17 protein-coding genes and 1 pseudogene are annotated in these 18,498 nt (G+C 64.2%); 5 read left to right on the top strand and 13 right to left on the bottom strand.

From position 1 onward, the window contains the following. The 3 genes and pseudogenes from ACREEF_RS11020 to ACREEF_RS11010 all read left to right on the top strand — a co-directional run. Nucleotides 1-3,042, top strand: a 3,042-nt coding sequence (locus tag ACREEF_RS11020) for a TonB-dependent receptor (protein WP_431565627.1), incomplete at its 5' end; no start/stop codon positions are given. A gap of 14 nt (nucleotides 3,043-3,056) precedes the next feature. Further along, on the top strand, nucleotides 3,057-4,403 hold the full coding sequence (locus tag ACREEF_RS11015) for a fibronectin type III domain-containing protein (RefSeq protein ID WP_431565626.1): 1,347 nt from the start codon (nucleotides 3,057-3,059) through the stop codon (nucleotides 4,401-4,403). Between the two features lie 66 nt (nucleotides 4,404-4,469). Then, a pseudogene (locus ACREEF_RS11010) lies at nucleotides 4,470-4,593 on the top strand (hypothetical protein); the annotation flags it as partial. A gap of 9 nt (nucleotides 4,594-4,602) precedes the next feature. Here ACREEF_RS11010 and ACREEF_RS11005 read toward each other — a convergent pair. The 5 genes from ACREEF_RS11005 to ACREEF_RS10985 all read right to left on the bottom strand — a co-directional run bounded on the left by ACREEF_RS11005 (nucleotide 4,603) and on the right by ACREEF_RS10985 (nucleotide 9,914). Then, on the bottom strand, nucleotides 4,603-5,586 hold the full coding sequence (locus ACREEF_RS11005) for an alpha/beta hydrolase (RefSeq protein WP_431565625.1): 984 nt from the start codon (nucleotides 5,584-5,586) through the stop codon (nucleotides 4,603-4,605). Between the two features lies 1 nt (nucleotide 5,587). Beyond that, nucleotides 5,588-7,798, bottom strand: a complete 2,211-nt coding sequence (locus ACREEF_RS11000; RefSeq protein WP_431565624.1) for a TonB-dependent receptor — start codon at nucleotides 7,796-7,798, stop codon at nucleotides 5,588-5,590. A 113-nt stretch (nucleotides 7,799-7,911) separates the two neighbouring features. Continuing rightward, nucleotides 7,912-8,289, bottom strand: a complete 378-nt coding sequence (locus ACREEF_RS10995) for a hypothetical protein (protein WP_431565623.1) — start codon at nucleotides 8,287-8,289, stop codon at nucleotides 7,912-7,914. A gap of 339 nt (nucleotides 8,290-8,628) precedes the next feature. Beyond that, nucleotides 8,629-9,504 carry a DUF4231 domain-containing protein gene (locus ACREEF_RS10990; protein ID WP_431565622.1) on the bottom strand — a complete coding sequence of 292 codons (876 nt, stop codon included), beginning with the start codon at nucleotides 9,502-9,504 and terminating at the stop codon, nucleotides 8,629-8,631. Next, nucleotides 9,504-9,914, bottom strand: coding sequence for a TIR domain-containing protein (locus ACREEF_RS10985; protein ID WP_431565621.1), 411 nt, complete (start codon nucleotides 9,912-9,914; stop codon nucleotides 9,504-9,506). The genes ACREEF_RS10990 and ACREEF_RS10985 overlap by 1 nt, the downstream gene beginning before the upstream one ends. Nucleotides 9,915-10,259: 345 nt before the next feature. Here ACREEF_RS10985 and ACREEF_RS10980 point away from each other — a divergent pair, with 345 nt between their 5' ends. Next, complete coding sequence (locus ACREEF_RS10980; protein WP_431565620.1) at nucleotides 10,260-10,841, top strand: recombinase family protein; 582 nt, start codon at nucleotides 10,260-10,262, stop codon at nucleotides 10,839-10,841. A gap of 654 nt (nucleotides 10,842-11,495) precedes the next feature. On the opposite strand, the gene ACREEF_RS10975 is transcribed toward ACREEF_RS10980, so the two are convergent. Continuing rightward, nucleotides 11,496-12,233, bottom strand: coding sequence for a hypothetical protein (locus tag ACREEF_RS10975; RefSeq protein ID WP_431565619.1), 738 nt, complete (start codon nucleotides 12,231-12,233; stop codon nucleotides 11,496-11,498). A gap of 136 nt (nucleotides 12,234-12,369) precedes the next feature. Here ACREEF_RS10975 and ACREEF_RS10970 point away from each other — a divergent pair, with 136 nt between their 5' ends. Beyond that, nucleotides 12,370-12,615, top strand: coding sequence for a helix-turn-helix transcriptional regulator (locus tag ACREEF_RS10970; RefSeq protein WP_087141048.1), 246 nt, complete (start codon nucleotides 12,370-12,372; stop codon nucleotides 12,613-12,615). 150 nt (nucleotides 12,616-12,765) lie between these two features. Here ACREEF_RS10970 and ACREEF_RS10965 read toward each other — a convergent pair whose 3' ends face one another. The 7 genes from ACREEF_RS10965 to ACREEF_RS10935 all read right to left on the bottom strand — a co-directional run bounded on the left by ACREEF_RS10965 (nucleotide 12,766) and on the right by ACREEF_RS10935 (nucleotide 18,496). Continuing rightward, a complete protein-coding gene (locus ACREEF_RS10965; protein ID WP_431565618.1) occupies nucleotides 12,766-13,218 on the bottom strand; it encodes a hypothetical protein in 453 nt (150 codons plus the stop codon). Nucleotides 13,219-13,290: 72 nt separating this feature from the next. Continuing rightward, complete coding sequence (locus ACREEF_RS10960) at nucleotides 13,291-14,847, bottom strand: tape measure protein (RefSeq protein ID WP_431565617.1); 1,557 nt, start codon at nucleotides 14,845-14,847, stop codon at nucleotides 13,291-13,293. Further along, nucleotides 14,847-15,737, bottom strand: a complete 891-nt coding sequence (locus tag ACREEF_RS10955; protein WP_431565616.1) for a Mu-like prophage major head subunit gpT family protein — start codon at nucleotides 15,735-15,737, stop codon at nucleotides 14,847-14,849. The genes ACREEF_RS10960 and ACREEF_RS10955 overlap by 1 nt, the downstream gene beginning before the upstream one ends. Nucleotides 15,738-15,740: 3 nt before the next feature. Further along, on the bottom strand, nucleotides 15,741-16,682 hold the full coding sequence (locus ACREEF_RS10950; RefSeq protein WP_431565615.1) for a phage protease: 942 nt from the start codon (nucleotides 16,680-16,682) through the stop codon (nucleotides 15,741-15,743). Then, nucleotides 16,679-17,038 carry a hypothetical protein gene (locus ACREEF_RS10945; protein WP_431565614.1) on the bottom strand — a complete coding sequence of 120 codons (360 nt, stop codon included), beginning with the start codon at nucleotides 17,036-17,038 and terminating at the stop codon, nucleotides 16,679-16,681. Before ACREEF_RS10945 ends, ACREEF_RS10950 begins: the two co-directional genes overlap by 4 nt. 318 nt (nucleotides 17,039-17,356) lie before the next feature. Next, nucleotides 17,357-17,779 carry a hypothetical protein gene (locus ACREEF_RS10940; protein ID WP_431565613.1) on the bottom strand — a complete coding sequence of 141 codons (423 nt, stop codon included), beginning with the start codon at nucleotides 17,777-17,779 and terminating at the stop codon, nucleotides 17,357-17,359. 48 nt (nucleotides 17,780-17,827) lie between these two features. Further along, nucleotides 17,828-18,496, bottom strand: coding sequence for a hypothetical protein (locus ACREEF_RS10935; RefSeq protein WP_431565612.1), 669 nt, complete (start codon nucleotides 18,494-18,496; stop codon nucleotides 17,828-17,830). Between the last annotated feature and the right edge of the window lie 2 nt (nucleotides 18,497-18,498).

The raw sequence follows: 18,498 nt of genomic DNA, 5'->3' as shown, positions 1-18,498 counted from the left end.
GCCGGCGCCATTCCGGCCCAGGATCTGGGCCGGGCGCTGCAGACCCTGTCGCGCGACACGGGGCTGCAGATCGTCTTCGATCCCGCCCTGACGCGCGGCCGGACCTCCAACGCCGTCTCGGGCGCGATGGCGCCGCGCGAGGCCCTGCGCCGCATGATCGCCGGTTCGGGCGTCGAGGCGCGCGAGGTGCGCGGCGTCCTGACCCTGGTGCGCCAGTCGGCCGATCTGGGCGAGGCGTCCGCCGAGGCCTTCGAGGTCGAGGAGGTCGAGGTGGTCGGCTATGCGGCGGGCCTGCGCCGGTCGCTGGACGCCAAGCGCAAGTCTGACTTCATCTCGGACGTCATCAGCGCCGACGACATGGGCGACCTGCCCGCCAACAACGTGGCCGAGTCCCTATCGCGCCTGCCGGGCGTCAACGCCGTGCGCAACCACACGACGGGCGAGGGCGATCGCATCACCATCCGCGGCCTGTCGACCGAGCTGAACAACTACACCATGAACGGCGTCCGCATGGGCGGCACCGGCTCGCGCGACGACAACTTTTATCGCGGCGTGCGTCTCAGCTTTCTGCCGCCGGAAGGCATCGACTCGATCACCGTCATCAAGAGCCTGACCCCGGACCGGGACGGCGACGCCCTGGGCGGGTCGATCGACATCCGCACGCCGACGGCCTTCGACCACGATCCGGTCTATGGCGTCCTGTCGGCCTCGGTCGGGATGCTGGACAAGTTCGACGACGAGAAGTCGGGTGAGATCGCCGGCTCGTTCGGGCGTCAGTTCAACGACAACTGGGGCCTGTTCGTCACCGGCAGCTGGTCGCGCCGCAAGTCGCAGTTCGAACAGAACGGCGTCGACGGCGATAACCAGCCCTCGGTCTGGTACGAGAACAGCGAGACCCTGGGCTGGGACCCCGAGACCTTCGTCATGCGCGGCATGAACCTGGGCTTCGGCGAGACCGAGGTCGAGCGGCGCGGCCTGCACGCCAGCCTCGACTACCGCAGCGAGAGCCACGACCTGCACCTGCGCGGCCAGTTCAACGAATACACCGAGGATGAGTTCGGCAACCGCCTGAACTTCCGCAACGACACGGGCAAGAATTCGACCCGTCTGGTCCAGGTCGACAAGACCATGACCGGCCTGGCCCGGCCCGAGGACGCGATCATCGGCAAGGACGCCAAGCTCGGGAACATCTACGGATATACGACCGCCCAGATCGTCGATCAGGACGGCGACGGCCGGATCACCGACAAGGACCGCAAGACGCGTTCCTACTATTCGCTGTTCGGCGCTTCGGGGACCTGGGACCCGCAGGGCTTCCGTCTGCGCCGCTTCTGGGAAGGCTCGCGCGAGACCGGCTCGCTGATGTCGCTGAACCTAGGCGGCGTCAGCCGTCTGGGCGACTTCACCGTCGACTACGACCTGTCCTACGCCAAGTCCGAGGACAATATCGACGACAGCTATGAGATGGAGTTCCGCAGCGACAAGTACGGCTGGCTGGGCAACAAGGGCGTCAATGTCGTCAACTTCGGCGACAGCCGCTTCCCGAAATGGGTGCTGAACGACGCCGGCATGGCGGCGATCCACGACAACAGCCAGTACGCCTTCAACGGCCTGTCGGGCGAGATCGGCGGCGCCGAGGAGGAGCTGTGGCAGGGCCAGGTCAACCTCGACTGGCGCCCCGTCTCGACCTGGCTGGAGGCGGTCAAGACGGGCGGCAAGTTCTATAGCTCCAAGCGCTCGACCTATAGCGGCGAGTTCATGGACCTGGACGCCGACGGCACCCTGGCCGACTTCTCGCGCTTCTACGGCAAGGAGGTGACGCGCCTGTTCGACGGCGAGTATTCGGGCCTCTATCGCCTGGGCACGGTCATCGACAACGACGCCATGCTGGCCGAACTGCAGCGCGCCATGGAGGGGAACAGCGACTTCTTCGACGGCTTCGCCACGGATCCGGGCAACGCCGAACTGAGCGGCGAGGACAGTTTCACCTTCAAGGAAGACATCTTCGCCGGCTATCTGATGGCGACGGCCCGCCTTGGCCGCGCCCAGGTGATCGGCGGCGTCCGCGTCGAGAACACCAACAACGAAATCTCGGCCTACATCCTCGACGAGGTCCAGGGCGCTCACTACGCCACGGACGAAAGCGACTTCATCAACGTCCTGCCGTCGATCCACCTGAACTATGATCTGGACGACCGGACCAAGGTGCGGGCCGCGATCTGGACCAGTTTCGCCCGTCCCGACATCGCCCGCATGTCCTCGGCGCGCGAGTATGGCTACGACAGCGATCCGGACGGCGACGGCAAGGTCAATCCCAAGAGCGAATGGGTGCTGGTCGCCATCGAGCAGGGCAACCCGGACCTGAAGCCGATGAAGGCGATCAACTACGACCTGTCGATCGAGCGCTACAACGGCGACACGGGGGCCTATTCGCTGGGCCTGTTCTACAAGGATATCGAGAACTTCCTGTACCGCTCCTCGTCGTCGAACATCCGCGACGGGACGTCGGGCGTGAACATCGGCCCCGACGGCGTGACCGTCTCCATGCCCAACAACGGCAAGTGGGCGCGGGTCTATGGCGTCGAGATGAGCGCCCAGCAGGTCTTCCACTGGCTTCCGGGTCCGCTGTCGGCCCTGGGCGCCAGCGTGAACCTGACGCTGCAGAAGTCGGAGGCCGAGACCGGCATTTCCTGGCACCCGCAGGGCTACACCCTGCCGCTGATGGAGACGCCCGAGGCGGTCGCCAACGTGCAGATCTTCTGGGCGCGCGACGGCTGGGAGGCCTACGCGGCCTACAGCTATCAGTCGGAATTCCTCGAGGGCATCCAGGACTTCGGCAACAACCCCTATGAGCAGGACTACGAGTTCGTGGACCTGAACGTGCGGCGCAAGCTGGGGAACGGGGCGACGGCCTCGCTGCAGGTCCAGAACCTCTTCGACAACCACACCTATTGGTACACCGCCGGCGCCAGCACCAGCTCCAGCCGGGCCTACATCAAGAACGGGCGGTCGATCTCGGTCGGCCTGACCTACGTCTTCTGATCGGGGAGGGGAGCATGAAAACGACCCACGCCCTGATGCTCGGGGTCGCGCTGGCGGCCCTAGGCGGACACGCTCTGGCGCAGACCGCCGAGCGCCCGTTGCGGCCTGAACCTGCGCCGGTCCAGGCCTCGGACCGGCCGGTGGCCCCGCCGACGGCCCAGCCGGAACGGATCGTCCTGAACCTGACCGCCGATCCGGCGCACGAGATGGCCGTGACCTGGCGCACCGCGCCGGGCGCGCTCGGCTTCGTCGAATACGCCGAGGCCCAGGACGGTCCCGACTTCATCCAGCAGGCGGTCCGCGTGAGCGCCGTCACCGACGACGCCGCCATCGCCGTGCGTGAGGCGGCCGAGTTCCGGGCGGCCTATCATTCGACGGTGCTGACGGGGCTGAAGCCGGAAACGGTCTACGCCTATCGCGTCGGCGACGGCGCGCTCTGGTCCGAATGCCTGCAGTTCCGCACGGCGGCGACAACGGCTGAGCCCTTCACCTTCCTCTACATGGGGGACATGCAGAACAACATTCTCAGCGAGGCCTCGCGCACCCTGAGGATGGCCTTCCGCAAGGCCGGGGACGCCGCCTTCGTGATCCACGCCGGCGACCTGATCAATCGGCACGACAGCGACAACGAATGGGGCGAGTGGTTCGCCGCCGGGGGCTTCCTCTACGCCCAGACGCCGCAGATGCCGACGCCGGGCAATCACGAATACGGCCGCGGCCCGGTGCTGAATCCGCAGTGGCGGCGTCAGTACACCTTGCCGGAAACCGGCCCGGCGGGCGTCGAGAAGCTGAAGGAGACGGCCTGGACCGTCGACTATCAGGGCCTGCGCCTGATCTCGGTCGACGCGCCCCTGTTCCACGGCGACGAGGCCATGCGCGCCGAGATGGTGCGCTGGCTGGACGGGCTGCTGGCGGACAACCCGAACCGCTGGACCGCCCTGTTCCTGCACTTCCCGCTGTTCTCGATCGACCCGGACCGCGACAACGTCCGGGTGCGCGACGCGCTGAAGCCGCTGATCGACAAGTACGGCGTCGATCTGGTGCTGCAGGCCCACGATCACGGCTATGCGCGCGGCGCCATCGGGACGGGGCCGATGGTCAATGCGGGGCCGGACCATCCGTCCGACCACGGCTCGACCTATGTCGTCTCGGTCGCCGGACCCAAGATGTATCCGGTCGCCGACCTGGGCTGGGCGACGCGTTCGGCCTCGCGGACCCAGACCTTCCAGACCCTGGAGGTGTCGCCGGACGCCGTGACCTATCGCGCCTTCACCGCGACGGGCCGCGAACTGGACGCCTTCCGCCTGACCAAGGACGCCGACGGCGTGGCGCGGATAGAGACCCTGGCCGTCCGCGACTAGGCGCGCCGATCCGAGCGGACCTGGCCCCGGCCGAGCAGGCCGGCGGCCGGGCCCCGTCAGTCGGGTATCAGCCAGATCGAACTGCTGCGGGGGCCGCAAGGGACTCTGTTCGGCAAGAACACCACGGCCGGTGTGCTGAACGTCGTGACCAGGAAGCCGTCCTTCGCGCCGGAGGCCAATGCCGCCGTCACCGCCGAGGCTAGAAGGGCGGACCCGGTAGGCGAGCGGGCTGCGCTGTGGCGATGCGTCGTCCGATCTGTTTGATCGCCTGACGCCCTGCGCCGATGCGGCCGGCGAACAGGACGAAGCCGTGGATCGTGCCTTCGACGCGAACCTCTTCGGCGTCTACGCCGCAACGCCGCAACGCCTCCACATAGGCTCGGCCCTCATCGACCAGGGGGTCTAGGCCGGCGGTGAAGACGACCGTCGGGGGATGCCGTTCGAGAAACTCATCAGAGGCCAGCAGCGGCGATTCAGGGCCTTTCTCGCGGTCCTGGTCAGGCGGGAAATACTCGGCTTCGGCGCGCAGAATATCGAACTCGCGCAGGAAATACCGACCGTCGCCCAAGGCCTGGCGCGAGGCGAGCTGGGCATTCCGACTGGCCGTCGTTACCGGATAGACCAGTATCGCCAGGGCTACGGGGGCCGGACTGACCTGGCACGTCGCCGCCGCCAGATGACCGCCCGCGCTGTCGCCGGTCACGATGATGCGGGCGGGATCGGCGCCCAACCGTCGGGCGTTTCTTCGTGCCCAATCCAGGGCGGCGACGCAATCATCCAAGGCCGCGGGATGCCTATTCTCGGGCGCGCGGCGATAGTCGACGTCAACGACGATGCATTCGCCCGCCGCGCAATAGGCCCGCGCGACCCGCTCATAGGCCTGGGGTCCGCCCAGAACCCAGCCGCCGCCGTGGATGTGCAGCACCAGCGGGACGGGGCCGGTGGTCGTCCGCTTTGGCCAGTAGATCCTCAGCGGAACCGCTCCGTCGGGCGAAGGCGCGGTTTCGGTCGCGACACGCTCCACCTCAGCCGGTCCTGGCCCGTAAAGGATGGCTGCAGCTTCCAGCCCCTGTCGCCGCTGCTCGACCGTCGGATCGGCGGGCGCGCCGGCGAAATCCGCGACCATGTCGGCCAGCAGGGCCGCCGTGTCCGGCTCTACAAACCGGTCCAACGCCTCGCCCATGTCAGTACTTCAGCCCGACGGTCAGGCGAACGGTCTGGGGCGCGCCGAAGTAGGCCAGTTGATAGCCAAGGGAGTCCGACAGATCGAAGCCATGTTCGATGTAGCGTTCGTCCGTCAGGTTCTTGGCGCCCAGTTCGACGAACAGGTGATCGTCGGCGTCGTCCCAGCGCACGAAGGCGTTCAATAGCGTATAGCCGTCCTGGGCCAGGACCTCGCTGGAGGACACCGTGGGATAGGTCTTGGAACGATAGGCCGCATCGGCGCCGAGGGTCAGGGATCCGCTCGCGCCCAGGTCCGCCACATAGACGGCGCCCAACCGACCCGACCATTCCGGCGCATTGACCGGTTTCCGCTGGCGGCTGATATCGAGGCCGCCTGGGCCGATGTATTCGTCGTAGCGGGCATCCAGATAGCCGATCGTGGCGTTCAGGGTCAGCGGACGGATCGGCCGGGCGACCAGCTCCAACTCCGCCCCGCGAATGGTCGCAGCGCCGGCATTGGTGAACAGGGCGGCGAACCCGCCCGCTCCGTCCGAGGTGAAGCTGGACAGCTGAAGGTCGGTATAGTCGTTCCAGAAGACGGCGGCGTTGGCGATCAGACGACGATCAAACCACGTCGATTTGATCCCGCCCTCATAGGCCCAAAGGGTCTCGGGATCGAAGGGCGCGGCGCCCGCCGCATCGTTGGAACGCCCGTCAAAGCCGCCCGACTTGAAGCCCCGGCTGACGCTGACATAGGCCAGGACATCGTCCGACACCTTGTAGTCCAGCCCCAGTTTGGGCGACCAGGAATCCCAGTCCTGGCCGGTGTCGATGTCGGTCAGCAGCAGGCCCGGATCGTCGCGGTCCGGAATGGCCGTCGCGCCCGGATACAGGGTCTGGGTCCGTGCGAAGGTCTTGTCCTCATAGGTGTAACGCAGGCCGCCGGTCAGGCTGAGCCGTGGGGTCAGGTCGTAGGAGGCCTGGCCATAGGCGGCGTAGCTCTTGTTGTGCTGGTCGTTGATCGAGCCCGTGACCAGGCCGATGACCGGACCGACCAGGCCCGAGAAGGTCACGTCCGTCTCGTCGAAATAAAAGACGCCGGCGACGGCGTTCAGTCGATCGCCGGCGTAAGTCAGCTGGAACTCCTGGCTGAACTGGCGCTGGTCCTCGTCCACATAGACGCCGAAGATGCTCAGCGGCGTGGCGTCGAGGTCCAGGTGGGTGGCGTATCCCATCGTGCGGTAGGCCGTGACGGACTTGAACGACCACGCCTCGTCCAGCGCCCAATCAGCGGTCAGGGCCGCGCCGAAGGTGTCGAGGTCGTTCAGGTCGCCAAAGTCGGCGTCGACCTTGAACGGGTCGCCCAGCGTGTCGGGATAGAGGCCGAAGACGTTCGTCGCCCGCGCCGGGGTGCGCGACGAATCCGGCCGGTCGCGCGAGCCATCCACGTTCAAGCGGAATGACAGGTCGTCGCTGGGCCGATATTCCAGCGAGACGCGGCCGGCGATCTGATCCTTGTCGCCGTCGTCCTGTCCGGTGAAAACGTTGTCGGAATAGCCGTCACGGCGCGCCAGCGAGACCGCCGCCTTGCCCAGCAGCGTCCCCTCGGCGTTCAGCCCGCCGCCGACGCTCAGCCGCGCCTCGCGCAGGTCGTAGTCGCCCACCGTGGCCTCGGCCCGCGCGCTGAAGTCGGCCGTCAGCGGGGTCGAGACGAATTTGACCGCCCCGCCGATGGTGTTGCGGCCGTACAGGGTGCCTTGCGGTCCGCGCAGGACCTCGATCCGGTCCACGTCATAGACCGACAGGAAGGCGCCCTGCGCCCGCCCCAGATAGACATCGTCCAGATAGATGCCGACGCCCGGATCGGCGAAAGCCAGGCTGTCCACCTGCCCCACGCCGCGCACATAGACGACGGCGTTGGACGCATCCCCCTCATGCAGGGTCAGGTTGGGAACCGCACCCTGCAGGTCGCCGATGTCGGACGCCTGCAGATTCTCCAGCGTCCGGGCCGACAGGGCGGTGACCGCCACCGGCACGTCCTGCAGCCGCTCGTCGCGGCGGCGCGCGGTGACGACGATGTCGTCAACCGTCGCAGCCTGGGCCTGGTCGTTGGACGTCGCCTCTTGCGCCAGCGTCGGGCCGGCGCCCAGCGCCAACAGCAGGCCAAGCGTCGAGGCGCTGGCGGACAACAGGGCGCGGCGGCGCGTATCGCGCGCGATCAGATGGGTCACGTCTCGATTCCTCCCGGTCGCCGCTGACGGGCGATCTCGAAGGCGATGACGCCACAGGGGCAGGGCGAGAACCAGCGCAGAGTTGCGCGCGAAACTGTCCGCAAATTCTGCGGCTAAGCCAGCGCGGCCTTCACCAGGTCGCGCGTGCGTTGAAGATGGCCGACCATCAGCGCCTCGAGCTTGGGCGTGGGCCGAACCAGAGCGGCGCGGCCGTCGTCTCCGGCGCGCTCCTTGACCAGAAAGCCGTCGTCCACCGCCCGCTTGATCCGCTCCTCGCGCGTGCGATTCGAGCCGCTCTTCATCTGCTGGCAGGCCTGGCTCATCGTCATGGGTCGGCCGCGCCAGTTGGCGATCATGCACCCGACCAGCAGGTACCAGAACTCCTGGGTGAAATAGCCTGGACGATTTTCGAAAGTCTCGTCCCAGTCGCGAGCATACGCCTCCAGCGCATGCGCCCAGCCGATAATATCTTCGTTCGGCGGACCGTCCATGTGGCCATCTTCACGGAGTCGCCCAAGAAATCCAGCCTTCCTGATCCAGGACATCGCGACAGGCGGGGAGGGGGAGCCTGCCCTGACGAGAAGGCGGATGATCTCTGCGGCGCTGACATGATCGTCGCTGGCCCGGACGACGCCAAGTGTCGATCAAACCCTGCAAAAACTGAAGCAGTCCAATCCGCTCAAACATGCTGAGCCGCGAGACGCGGGAGCCGTGGCGGACAGAGAGGGACTGCCGTCACGTCGTTTAAAATCAATCACTTAGCAGGGCGTGACTGCTACAGGTTTGAGCGGAAAGTGTAGCAGTTTGCCGGGGCGAGGCAAGCGGCAGGCTCACGATCCATGCTGCTGTCGTGCAACCCATTGGACGTGCTCCCGCGAAAAGCCTTGCTCTGCTTCGTTCACGAAATCCACGAACTCCGCCTCATCCTTGACCTCAGCAAGCCGTTCGGCAATCAGGCCGATCTCAAGGGCCGTGATCGAATAGGACGACGCTAGTTCACGGAACTTCTTGATCTGAACCCAGCCAACCAGAGCAGACGCGAGAACAGTAAGGGGCTCCTCCGGCCAGAAATCAAAGTCCGGCCGTGCGATCTTGGCGATGACAATTGCGATGGCTGTGCCGTAGATGATGACGCCAACTGCGGTCCAAAGGCGCGCTCTCTTCTTGTTGAAATCCGCCTTGTTCTTATACCAAGTGCGTTGGTCGTTGATGCGGTTCTCCGAGTAAACGGCCATGCGCTCGCGCCAATCTAAGGCTCGCACTTCATCCATCTCTGGAGTTACAAGCCTGTCGGCTAGTGAATGGCTGTCTGTTTCCTGCCCTAAGAACTCATTCGTCCTCAGGATTTCAGCCAGATTTTCACGGAACTCTGCGCGGGTCTTGGCGTCTGGATCGTCAGACCCATAGGGCTGGCCACGCATTGCATACCGCCAAGTAGATGTCTTTACGCTTTCGGCTAGTGCTCTCGATTTATACCACGACTGCTCCGGCTTAGTTGCTGAACGATAAAGCAGTAAAGCTAGCCCAAGAATGAAAACCCCTGCGTAGATAGAGAGGTAAACTCTGTCACTAGAGAAATCCATTGCGAGTATGGAGGCAATGAATAGCACAAAATACTCGCCTCGGATCAGCCAGAGGTATCTATCCTGCGCGGACATTGATGCCGCATTGGCTGCATTGTAGAGCGCTGGGAAGGTAAGGTTCATCAGGGCGTAATCCGGCGAATAGCCGATACGATCGAATTTGTGTTCCAGGCGACCATCTCTGTAGCTGCGTTCTGAACAACTAGCGGAGTTCTCTCTCCGCCCCACGGCACTACACCAAGGATCGGTTTGTTGAGATACTTAGCGTAATCGATCTCGAATTTGATCCAGTCGGAATGGGCGGCATACATGCCAGCCATGATGATAACCGTATCAACCGGCCGGATTTGGCAGCGCAGTTGCTCTTCCAAGCCTGCCCGGCTTAGACCGCTAAATGCCCGGTCAGTCGGGATCGAGTAATTGGAGTGAATGAAGTTTGGCGCGGCGTCCAAGAAATTGACCATCCGCTGATAGCCCTCGCTGTATCTCCATGCGTGGCTAATGAATAACTTGTATCGATGAAGGTATGGCATCTCGCCCCCGAGTGATTGTTTCAGCCATAGATAACGCGGTTCGTGGCAGTTGCTAGTCACAGCACTGGGGATAGTGGGGATAGCGACCAAAATCCGGCTTAGCTATGCGAGGGGCGACCTCCGATCCTTAGAGGCCGTTTCTCCCCCGTGCCCCCGGCTGACCAGCCGCGCCCGCTCTCATGCCGCCAAGGCTCAGGCCGCCGCTCCTTCGCAGGCTGCGACGCCGCCAGAACTGACAGGCTCACAAGTTGTAGGTTATGCGCTATGGCTCATAAGATATGTTGACGCCAAATTGAGCCGGGCTTATGAGCCAACTCACAGCGTCATCTAACTTATGAGCCAGTCATGCACCGCATCGCCTACTACCGCGTCAGCACCGGGGACCAGAGCATTGAGAGCCAGCGCCTCGCCCTCGGCGGGGACTTCGATCAAGAGTTCAGCGACGAAGGCGTAAGCGGCGGGACGCTGGCGGCTAAGCGGCCGGGCTTCGCTGATCTGCTAAGTAAGGTTCGGTCTGGCGACACGGTTCATGTCTATGCGGTTGACCGTCTCGGCCGGGACGCTTTGGACGTTCAGGCCACCGTTCGCCTCCTTATCGACAAGGGCGTCACCGTGGACGTTCACGGCCTCGGCCCCATTGGTCGCGGCGTCGGGGAGTTGATCCTCGCCGTGCTGGCCCAAGTCGCGGACATGGAACGCCAGCGGATCAAGGAGCGGACACAGGCAGGCCGCGCCGCCGCTAGGGCCGCTCTGGAGGTCACAGGCAGGACGCACCGGGGGAAGGAAAGCCTCGGCCGCCCGATGGCTCAGGACGCCGCCGCCGTGGTCGCATGGCGCAAGGAGAACGGGGCCAGCATCGCTCAGACCGCCCGGCACTTCGACCTCTCACCCGCCACCGTGAAACGCTACTCGGCAGCGGCGGCATAGGCGGAGATCGAAGCGGCCACGCTAAGTGTGGATTTCCGGCCCGCCCACGGCCTTCTCTGCTCCGCTCGACACTTGGGGCGCCGACGCCTTCCCGGCGCTCCTCGGGCTTCACTGCGGCCAATAGCGGGATGCGACATTCTGGCTCGCTCGGCGGCTCGCGTGACGCCCGGACCTGAGGGCCGATGAGATATTTTCGACGGGCGCGCCATTTACGGCAAACGTAGCAGTTTCCTGAGGCACAGCATGGATATGATACCCTCGGGCACAATAACCGAACGTCGCTGACTTCGGGCGCTATTCGATACCCTCTCGCTCACCTACACGCGGGCGCATCCGGCGCGTCCCGGCTCTCAAGGGGTCAGTTCGTGCAGTCGGGAATATTGATACCCTCCTGGAGGAGAAGCCACTTTTCTTCATCCAGATTTAGAACACGATTTCACCGTCTTGGCCGACGTAAAAAGGCATGGTCGCAGGTAGGGCATTGCCCGAGGGAGTTCAGCGAAAGCTGATCGCGGCCACCGGGCACACTCACGCAACGCTCAATCCAACTCATGGTCAGGCCAAGAGTTAGCGTCGCTGATCCGGCAAACTCGCCATCTATTTTGGCGAGGGAGCCGGGCAGCCTACGAACAACTCATCCAATCTATGGTCAGATTAGTTCCCAACAGGAACTCTGAGGCGACGTCGAGCGCGCACCGCCATCATTGACGCCGACAGGGCGGCAAGCGCCAACCATACTACGGGGTCCAACACATGGGCGAAGATGGAAATCCCCTGACCACCGCCGTTCATATAGATGGCTTTGCGCTCACGCCCCTTGGCAATGTCATCAGCTATCCGGTCGAAGTCCGCCTGAGAGTTCGCCCGGCGCAAACGCTGGACTTCTGGCCAACTGTAGCCCTCTTCCAGTTCCCGCCCATTCGATGAGTAGGCCCTCATCCAGTCCGTATCCATCGGCGCACGTTCGCGGCCAAACTGACGGATCAAGGCGGCGGCGAACGTCCTGTCCGCAAACGCTGCGCCGAACTTGTCAGCGAAGCTGTAGCTTTGAGCCCGGCGATGCTCCGCCCTCGCAGCTTCCTCGTTACGGCGCAGTTCGTCCGCTGCCTCCTGATTAGGCGCGTCCAGGATAACCGCATGGCCTCTAATGTCGCGCCCGCCATTAAGGCCCTTGATGGTAGCAGCCTCGCGGACGGCTCGGGTCTGAGGTTGTCTCGCCGCAGAGGGGGCTGGCCGCATCATCGCGTCATTGACGCCTGAAAGGTCTTTGCCTCGCAACTCGTCGAAGGAAAGATCGGTAAGGCCCGCGACATCCTCAACGGTTTCTAGCTGCGCTTTCGCCTTCTCAACGCCAGTCTGCGCCAGCGCATCAATCGGCAGCAGCGCGCTCATAGACAGCGCCGACGCGAAAGCGGCTACGGCCCCTCCTACTACAGACCTCATTATTCGCCCCTTTCATCCGCGCACACTGTCGAATGGTGCATAGATCAGGTGGTGCGTAAATCCAACATACGGCGACGCTGTATGGGTGCCGAGGGTATCCGTCAGTCCTGATAATCAGCGCGCGCTGGGACGCCTCGGCGACGCTATCCGGGTGCGGAGAAACGAGCGGAGCATGTCGCAAGAGGCGCTGGCTGACGCCGCCGGGATCAATCGGACCCATATGGGCGAGGTCGAGCGCGGCAAGCGGAACGTCAGCCTTGTGGCCCTGATCGGCATAGCAGCGGCGCTGGGCTGCACCGTGTCGTCAATCCTATCCGACGCCGAGATATAGACCGCCGAATTCGCCCGCCGCATCTGTCTCAAAATCGCCACGTCCGGTCTGCCGAATACAGCCGCGCTGAAGGGCCTCGCCGTCCCTGATGACGCTCACCCGGCCGGGATCAAACCACCGCCCCAGCGCCCCGCTTTTCGGCCTTCCCGGCTATCTCAAGGAAGCAGGCGGGGGTGGCAGGGTGAAGCCCGGCACTCGATAGCGCGCCATGCCCTCGACCAGTGGGTGAAGAGGATACTCAGGCCCGTAGTCATCGCCCGTTTCACCAGTCTCATGCCCGGTAATGGCGTCATTTACCGCCTTATCCAAACGGCAGGCGCGGGCGTAATGCTTGAAGCTATGGCGGAAGGAATGGAACACAACGCGGTCATCGGCGACGCCGCAAGCCTTGCGGAGGTAGCGGCTGAACCACTTGGACCAGTTGCCCATAAGTTCGCCCTCCGCTGTCGGGTTGATCTTATGGAAGATGCGCGGGCGGCGCTCTGCCTTGGCGGCCGCTGAAGCGCGACAAAAGCGTTTGGTGTTTGGGACAAGACCGTCCGGAGCACTCTGAACGTCCAAAAGCGGCCTGAAAATGAGAATGGCGCGGAGGGCGACCAACACCCTCCGCGCCACAGGACGGGTTCCCACCCGTCGCTCGCGTCGCTCGACCCCCAAGCCTAGAGCGACCCGCTTCTAACGCCCGTTCGCCCCCCTGTATGCCGACACGGTTTGCACCGGCACGGCAGGATTAGTGGATTGAACCCGCGTCACCTGGGCATGGCCGTCGCTTCGAATGCGAACGTCGATGGCCCCGCCGACCTCGGTTCGTCTCGCACCGCCGCTCACGGCCGGGCGCGGTCGGTCGCTCCACGGGCCTGCACCGCCCCCTGTCGCCGCACCGCCCGGCCGGACGTTGTTCACGGCGTTCGTCGCCACCTTCAGGACGAACCCGGCCCCTTTGAGGATCATGCGGAACCACGGCGGCAAAGCCTTCCACACCAAGTCCACGCCGCGCTTAAAGACGCTTTTAACGCCCTCCCAAACGCCTCCTAAGAAGTCGACAAAACCGGTCCATGCCTTCTTCAGCCCGGCCATGATCGAATCCCAGTTTCGCCAGAGCAGGAACCCCGCCAAGCCGATCAGGCCGATGGCGGCGATGACGGCGGCGACAGGCGCGGTCGCGACGCCGAGGGCGGTCGCTATCGCCACACCCAATCCCATGGCCGCGTGGGTCAACCAAGCGATAGCGACCATGCCGCCGCCGGTGATGATGCCCGAGATGCCGCCGATGGCCTTCACCAGTTGGAAGCAGCCGCCGATGAACCCGAAGAGGCCCTTAATCGCGCCGACCCAGTCCACGCCTTCGGTCGCCTTCTTGATGGTGGTGAACATGCCCACCATCGCGTCGGAGATTTCCTTGGCCCATTTCGCCAGCTTGCCGCTTGCCGACAGCTGGTTGATGGTCGCCAGCAGCGCGGTCAGTTCATTCTTGATGAAGTCGAATACGCCCGCGTCGGCAATCTGGCGCTGGAAGCTCGTCACCATGTCCATCAGGTTGGACCAAAGACCTTTCATGGTCCCGGCTTGACGGTCCATCGCGCCCTGAAAGCGGCTGTCGAAGATGCTGAGGATGTTGGTGCGGATCTCATTGGCGGCCTTGCGGGAGGTGACTGTGACCTCCCTACCGGCCTTCTGATAGGTCAGAGAGACCGCCTTGCCCGCAGCGCTGCCCCGGACCCCGAACTCCTTCATCCGTTCGAACTCGCCGGTCTGGGCGTCTGCCAGCATCTCGACCGCCTGCATCAGCGGCTTGTTCATGGCGCTGGCGGCGTCGCCAAGGGTGCGCAACGAGCCGTCCGTGGGATCGATGCCGTAGGCCCTCAGCGCAACGAAAGCCTCCATGACCTGGTCAAGCTCATACGGCGTCGTCTTGGCGAAGTTCTCGACCCATCGCATGGATGAACGAGCCCTGTCGGATGACCCTTCTATCGTCTCAAGGACAGCGGCGAACTGCTCGAACTTCGCCCCTGTCCTGATCACCCCGGTTGTCATCGCCCCAAAGCCGATGCCCGCCAACGCCCCCAACGCCGCCCCCGCCTTCGCCGCCAGTCCGGTCAGCTTCGACAAAGCCGCCCCGCCGATCCGGGCGGCCGAGGGCAGTTCGATCCGCAGTGATCGCGCGATCCGGCGGATAGGAGCGGTCGCCCGGTCCACCGCCTGGATCAGAACGCGAAGGTTCAGGGTGCTCATCAGCCAAGCCAGGGCGAAATGATGGGGGTGGCGGTGCCCGCCCATTCGTTCGTGCCGCCTTCGGCGTTCAGGCTGTTGCTGACGATACGACGCGCCGCGCCTTCCAGCGACGGCGGCACGACGAGCGTATTGGGGCGGATGCCCAACAGCCGGCCTTCGTCGCCCTTCATCGTCTGCATGGCCAGACGTGCGGCGGCGTAGTTTTCGGGGGTCAGTTCGGCCTTGGATGCGAAGGCGAGCTGCCACAGGCCAAACCCGACGTTGTGCCGGGCGCGGACGCCGTAGAGGAACTTGTCGGTCGTGAAGACATAGGATTCGTTGTCGTCATCAACCTTGGCCAGACGCGGCTTTTCGCGTTCCTGGAAGATGACGGGCCGGATCGCGCGCGACGTGTCCAGCAGATACCACGCCTCGCCCGCCCCGGCCTGCATGTTCGAAACCGAAACCGTCTCTTCGCCTTCGACAACCGGGTGTTCGGTGTCGAAGAAGAACTTCCCATCAAAGCACTTCTGGTCGAAGCCTGCCTTGAGCAGAGAGAAGATCAGTTCGTCAGGCTGTTCACGGGCGCTTCGGCCCATTTCATCGAACAGCGGGCCGAAGATGCCGTATTGATCATCGGTGATGTCATCGCGCTCGACACCAATGGTCAGTTCGAACTTTCTGTTCGTGATGGTGAAGCCGTGAGCTTCAAGAGACTTGATGATCCGCTCGCCGAGCCATTCCCTCATCTTGGGAATCTGACCGAGCCAGGCATAGGTCTGGTCCCGCGTCGAGGACGGCACGGTCATGGCGATCTGACCGTATTGGCTTTGCGCGCCTTCAAAGCCCCTGGCGAAAGATGCGCTGAAGCCGCGATACAGGATATCGAGATTGTGGCGATTGATGAGCATGGATCAGGCCTTCATATTCTCGACCGCGAGGCCGAGTTGGCTGGCGACCTCGGCCTCTACGCCGGTCGCGGTGTGGATGGAGGTGTCGGAGGCAGCGCGATGGCGGGTTTCGAACAGGTGCGCCATCGCGCCGCCCGTCCGGGTCACGAACCCGTCGAATGCGGACTTGTCCGACTGACACAGGGCGATGCCCCAATCGCGAAGGGCGGGCGGAAGCTTGCCGCCTGAAACGGCGCTGTTGACGGCGATCTCCGCCGCCTCGGCCGACAGCCCGGCGTTGTTCACGCCGTTCAACTGGGCCGTGACCCGTTCCAGCGCCTCGATCGGCACATGCTTGGCGGGGTCGTATGCGTTGACGGCCTTCGCCGCCAAGGCCCGCACCGCCTCAACCACAGCATCCATTCCGGCGACATCGGTCAGGCCGAGGATGCTGCGCAGTTCGACCAGGGTGTCAGTGTTCGTCTTGGACATATCGGTGCTCGCGACCGCTTTCAGATGAAGGTTGGGATTGTTGGTGAGACCGGCGCGCAGCACCTTGGCGATGGCGCCGGTCGCCTGATCGAAGGTGAAGACCGGAGAGAGGTAGCGGTATTCACGGGTGCGCAGCTTGGACGAGGCTGCGTCCGTCCACTCGACGCGACCCCACAGACCGTCGTGCCGCGCCTCAAGTTCGGTGATCCAGCCCGCCGCCGGTGCGGTGCCCCCGACGCCGGGACGCGCGCCGAAGTCGCTCTGATGGTCGTAGTCGATGACGATATCCGCCTCGCCATGATGGCGAAGCGTGGCGTTGATGACCGCCTCGGCCGCCTTGCGGTCCTTGATGGCGTAAGGCCCACGTCCGTCCTTGCCCTGGAACTGGCCCAAGGGGGCCAACTGGACCCAATGTTCCTCACCGGCCGAGGTCGCGGACATGATGCCGATGACGCGTGTGGCGGTGTCGGTCATCGGACCTGACCACGCGGCGGAAGCTGGCCCAGGTCCCGCATTCTCGCCTTGATCATGAAGACAGTTCGGCGGGAAAGACCGACCTTGTTGGCGATCTCGTTGGCTGAGTAGCCCTCGCGGAGCATCCCCTCAGCCTTGCTTCGGGCGCGTCCGTAGGTATTGCCCGCGCCAACCGGCACGTCCACGTGCCCGCCCCCTGACACGGCGATCAACTTGCGCAGTTCCGGCTCGTTGAAGGCGTCGTGCAACGGCCCTCGTCTGGGAAGTCGCGTGGGAATATAGACGCGGCGACCGCCACAGGCTTGGACCAGCCGGTCAGCAAAGTCTTTGCCCAGCTGTTTGAGAATGTCCGCCATGACCGTTTCTTTGGTCGCGGCATGTCCGATATTATACAAGGTGCCTCCGCAGCGATGCTGAGGCTCATGCTTACGTTTTCGGGGTGCATCTTTTCATGATGCACCGGTGCACCCCCAAGGGCGCAGGGCCGTATCGCCGCCCCTCGCAACCGGTCTGTATGCCGTCAGTAAGAGCCCCTAAGAGGGGCGTGGAGCGGCTGGACGGGTCATCCCCGCCCACTGACGCCTTGGACGCCCTGACGACGCTCACGGGCGGTTTCTGTGAACCGCCCCCTTTAGAAACCATGCGCCGGACATCATGTCCATCGCATGGACGTTCTAGGCCGCCATCCGTTGAGGAACCGTGACCGGGGCGAACGCCATCGGGTCCAGTTCGGCGTCGGCCTGATCCATGACCGCCTGGACCATCTTCCCCCGCAACGGCGACAACAGCGCCGTGGCGGCCGAAAGCAACGCATACACCTGATCGGGCGAATGGTCCTCGTCATAGAGGGACAACAGGAACTCCACCTTCTCGATCTCAAAGGTCCAGTTCTCGACGTTATGGGCGGCAAGCATGGTCAACCCTTTCGCGGCAGCAGATTGATTGAAACGGAACCCGGCCGGTCGCCGGATGATGTGGGGAAAGTCGGGGCGATGGGATGCGCGTCTCACGGTGAGACTCGCATCCGCCCATGCGCGCGACATCGTGTCGTTCGCATCCAGATCGGGCCTGAGCGGCGCTTGGGGATGCGGGTGCAATCATTGCACGCGCATCCACGGCGCGGCTGAAAACGGCCCGCTTCATGCCTAGTGGCCTCGCCCGTTCAGGGCGTCCAGACGCAGCCAGAACCGGTGTATCGAACTACGGCTAGGCGCGCGCTCCTCGCCATAGCGTTCGGTGATCACGGCGACGACCTGATCCAGCTGCATCTGGCGATGCATCAGGATCACGCACGTCCGCACGTCCGCATCGGACCACCAGCGCGGCCGATGCCCGGTCTGCCAGATCGGAAGACGCGAGACGCTGCGCACCAACGCCTCCGGCCGGGCCTCGCCGTTGAAGTCCATCGCCACCTTGGCGTGACCCAACCGGTGCGACATGCGCTCCCATTGGTCGGGTATCCGATGCGACGGCCGGGCGGCCGATTCGTCCAGTTCCCCATGTCGCCATGCCAGGAAGACTTCGATCACCTGCTTGCGCACGGCGGCGGCCTTCTCCGTCCGCGCGAACATGCAGACCAAAAGGGCTTGCGGCTCGGTCAGCCAGTAAGTTTTTAGCGGCCTTCCACCTCGTGCGGAGGGTTTCCCGTCAGTTTGGTGCAAAACCCCCCAGGTCAACACCTCTTCGCGATGACGAGAAATCAGACGCCGAACGTAGTCCTCACGCTCAAAGCCCAACGTCTCGGCAAGCCGGAGGGCAGTAACCCTCGGCTCCCCTGCCATCAGCGCCAGATCGGTAGTGGTCAGCGCGCCCATGT

This window comes from Brevundimonas sp. (genome assembly GCF_050729455.1).
GTDB lineage: Bacteria > Pseudomonadota > Alphaproteobacteria > Caulobacterales > Caulobacteraceae > Brevundimonas.
Note: the sequence above shows the minus strand (reverse complement) of the source record. Positions and strands in the feature narration are given on the sequence as shown.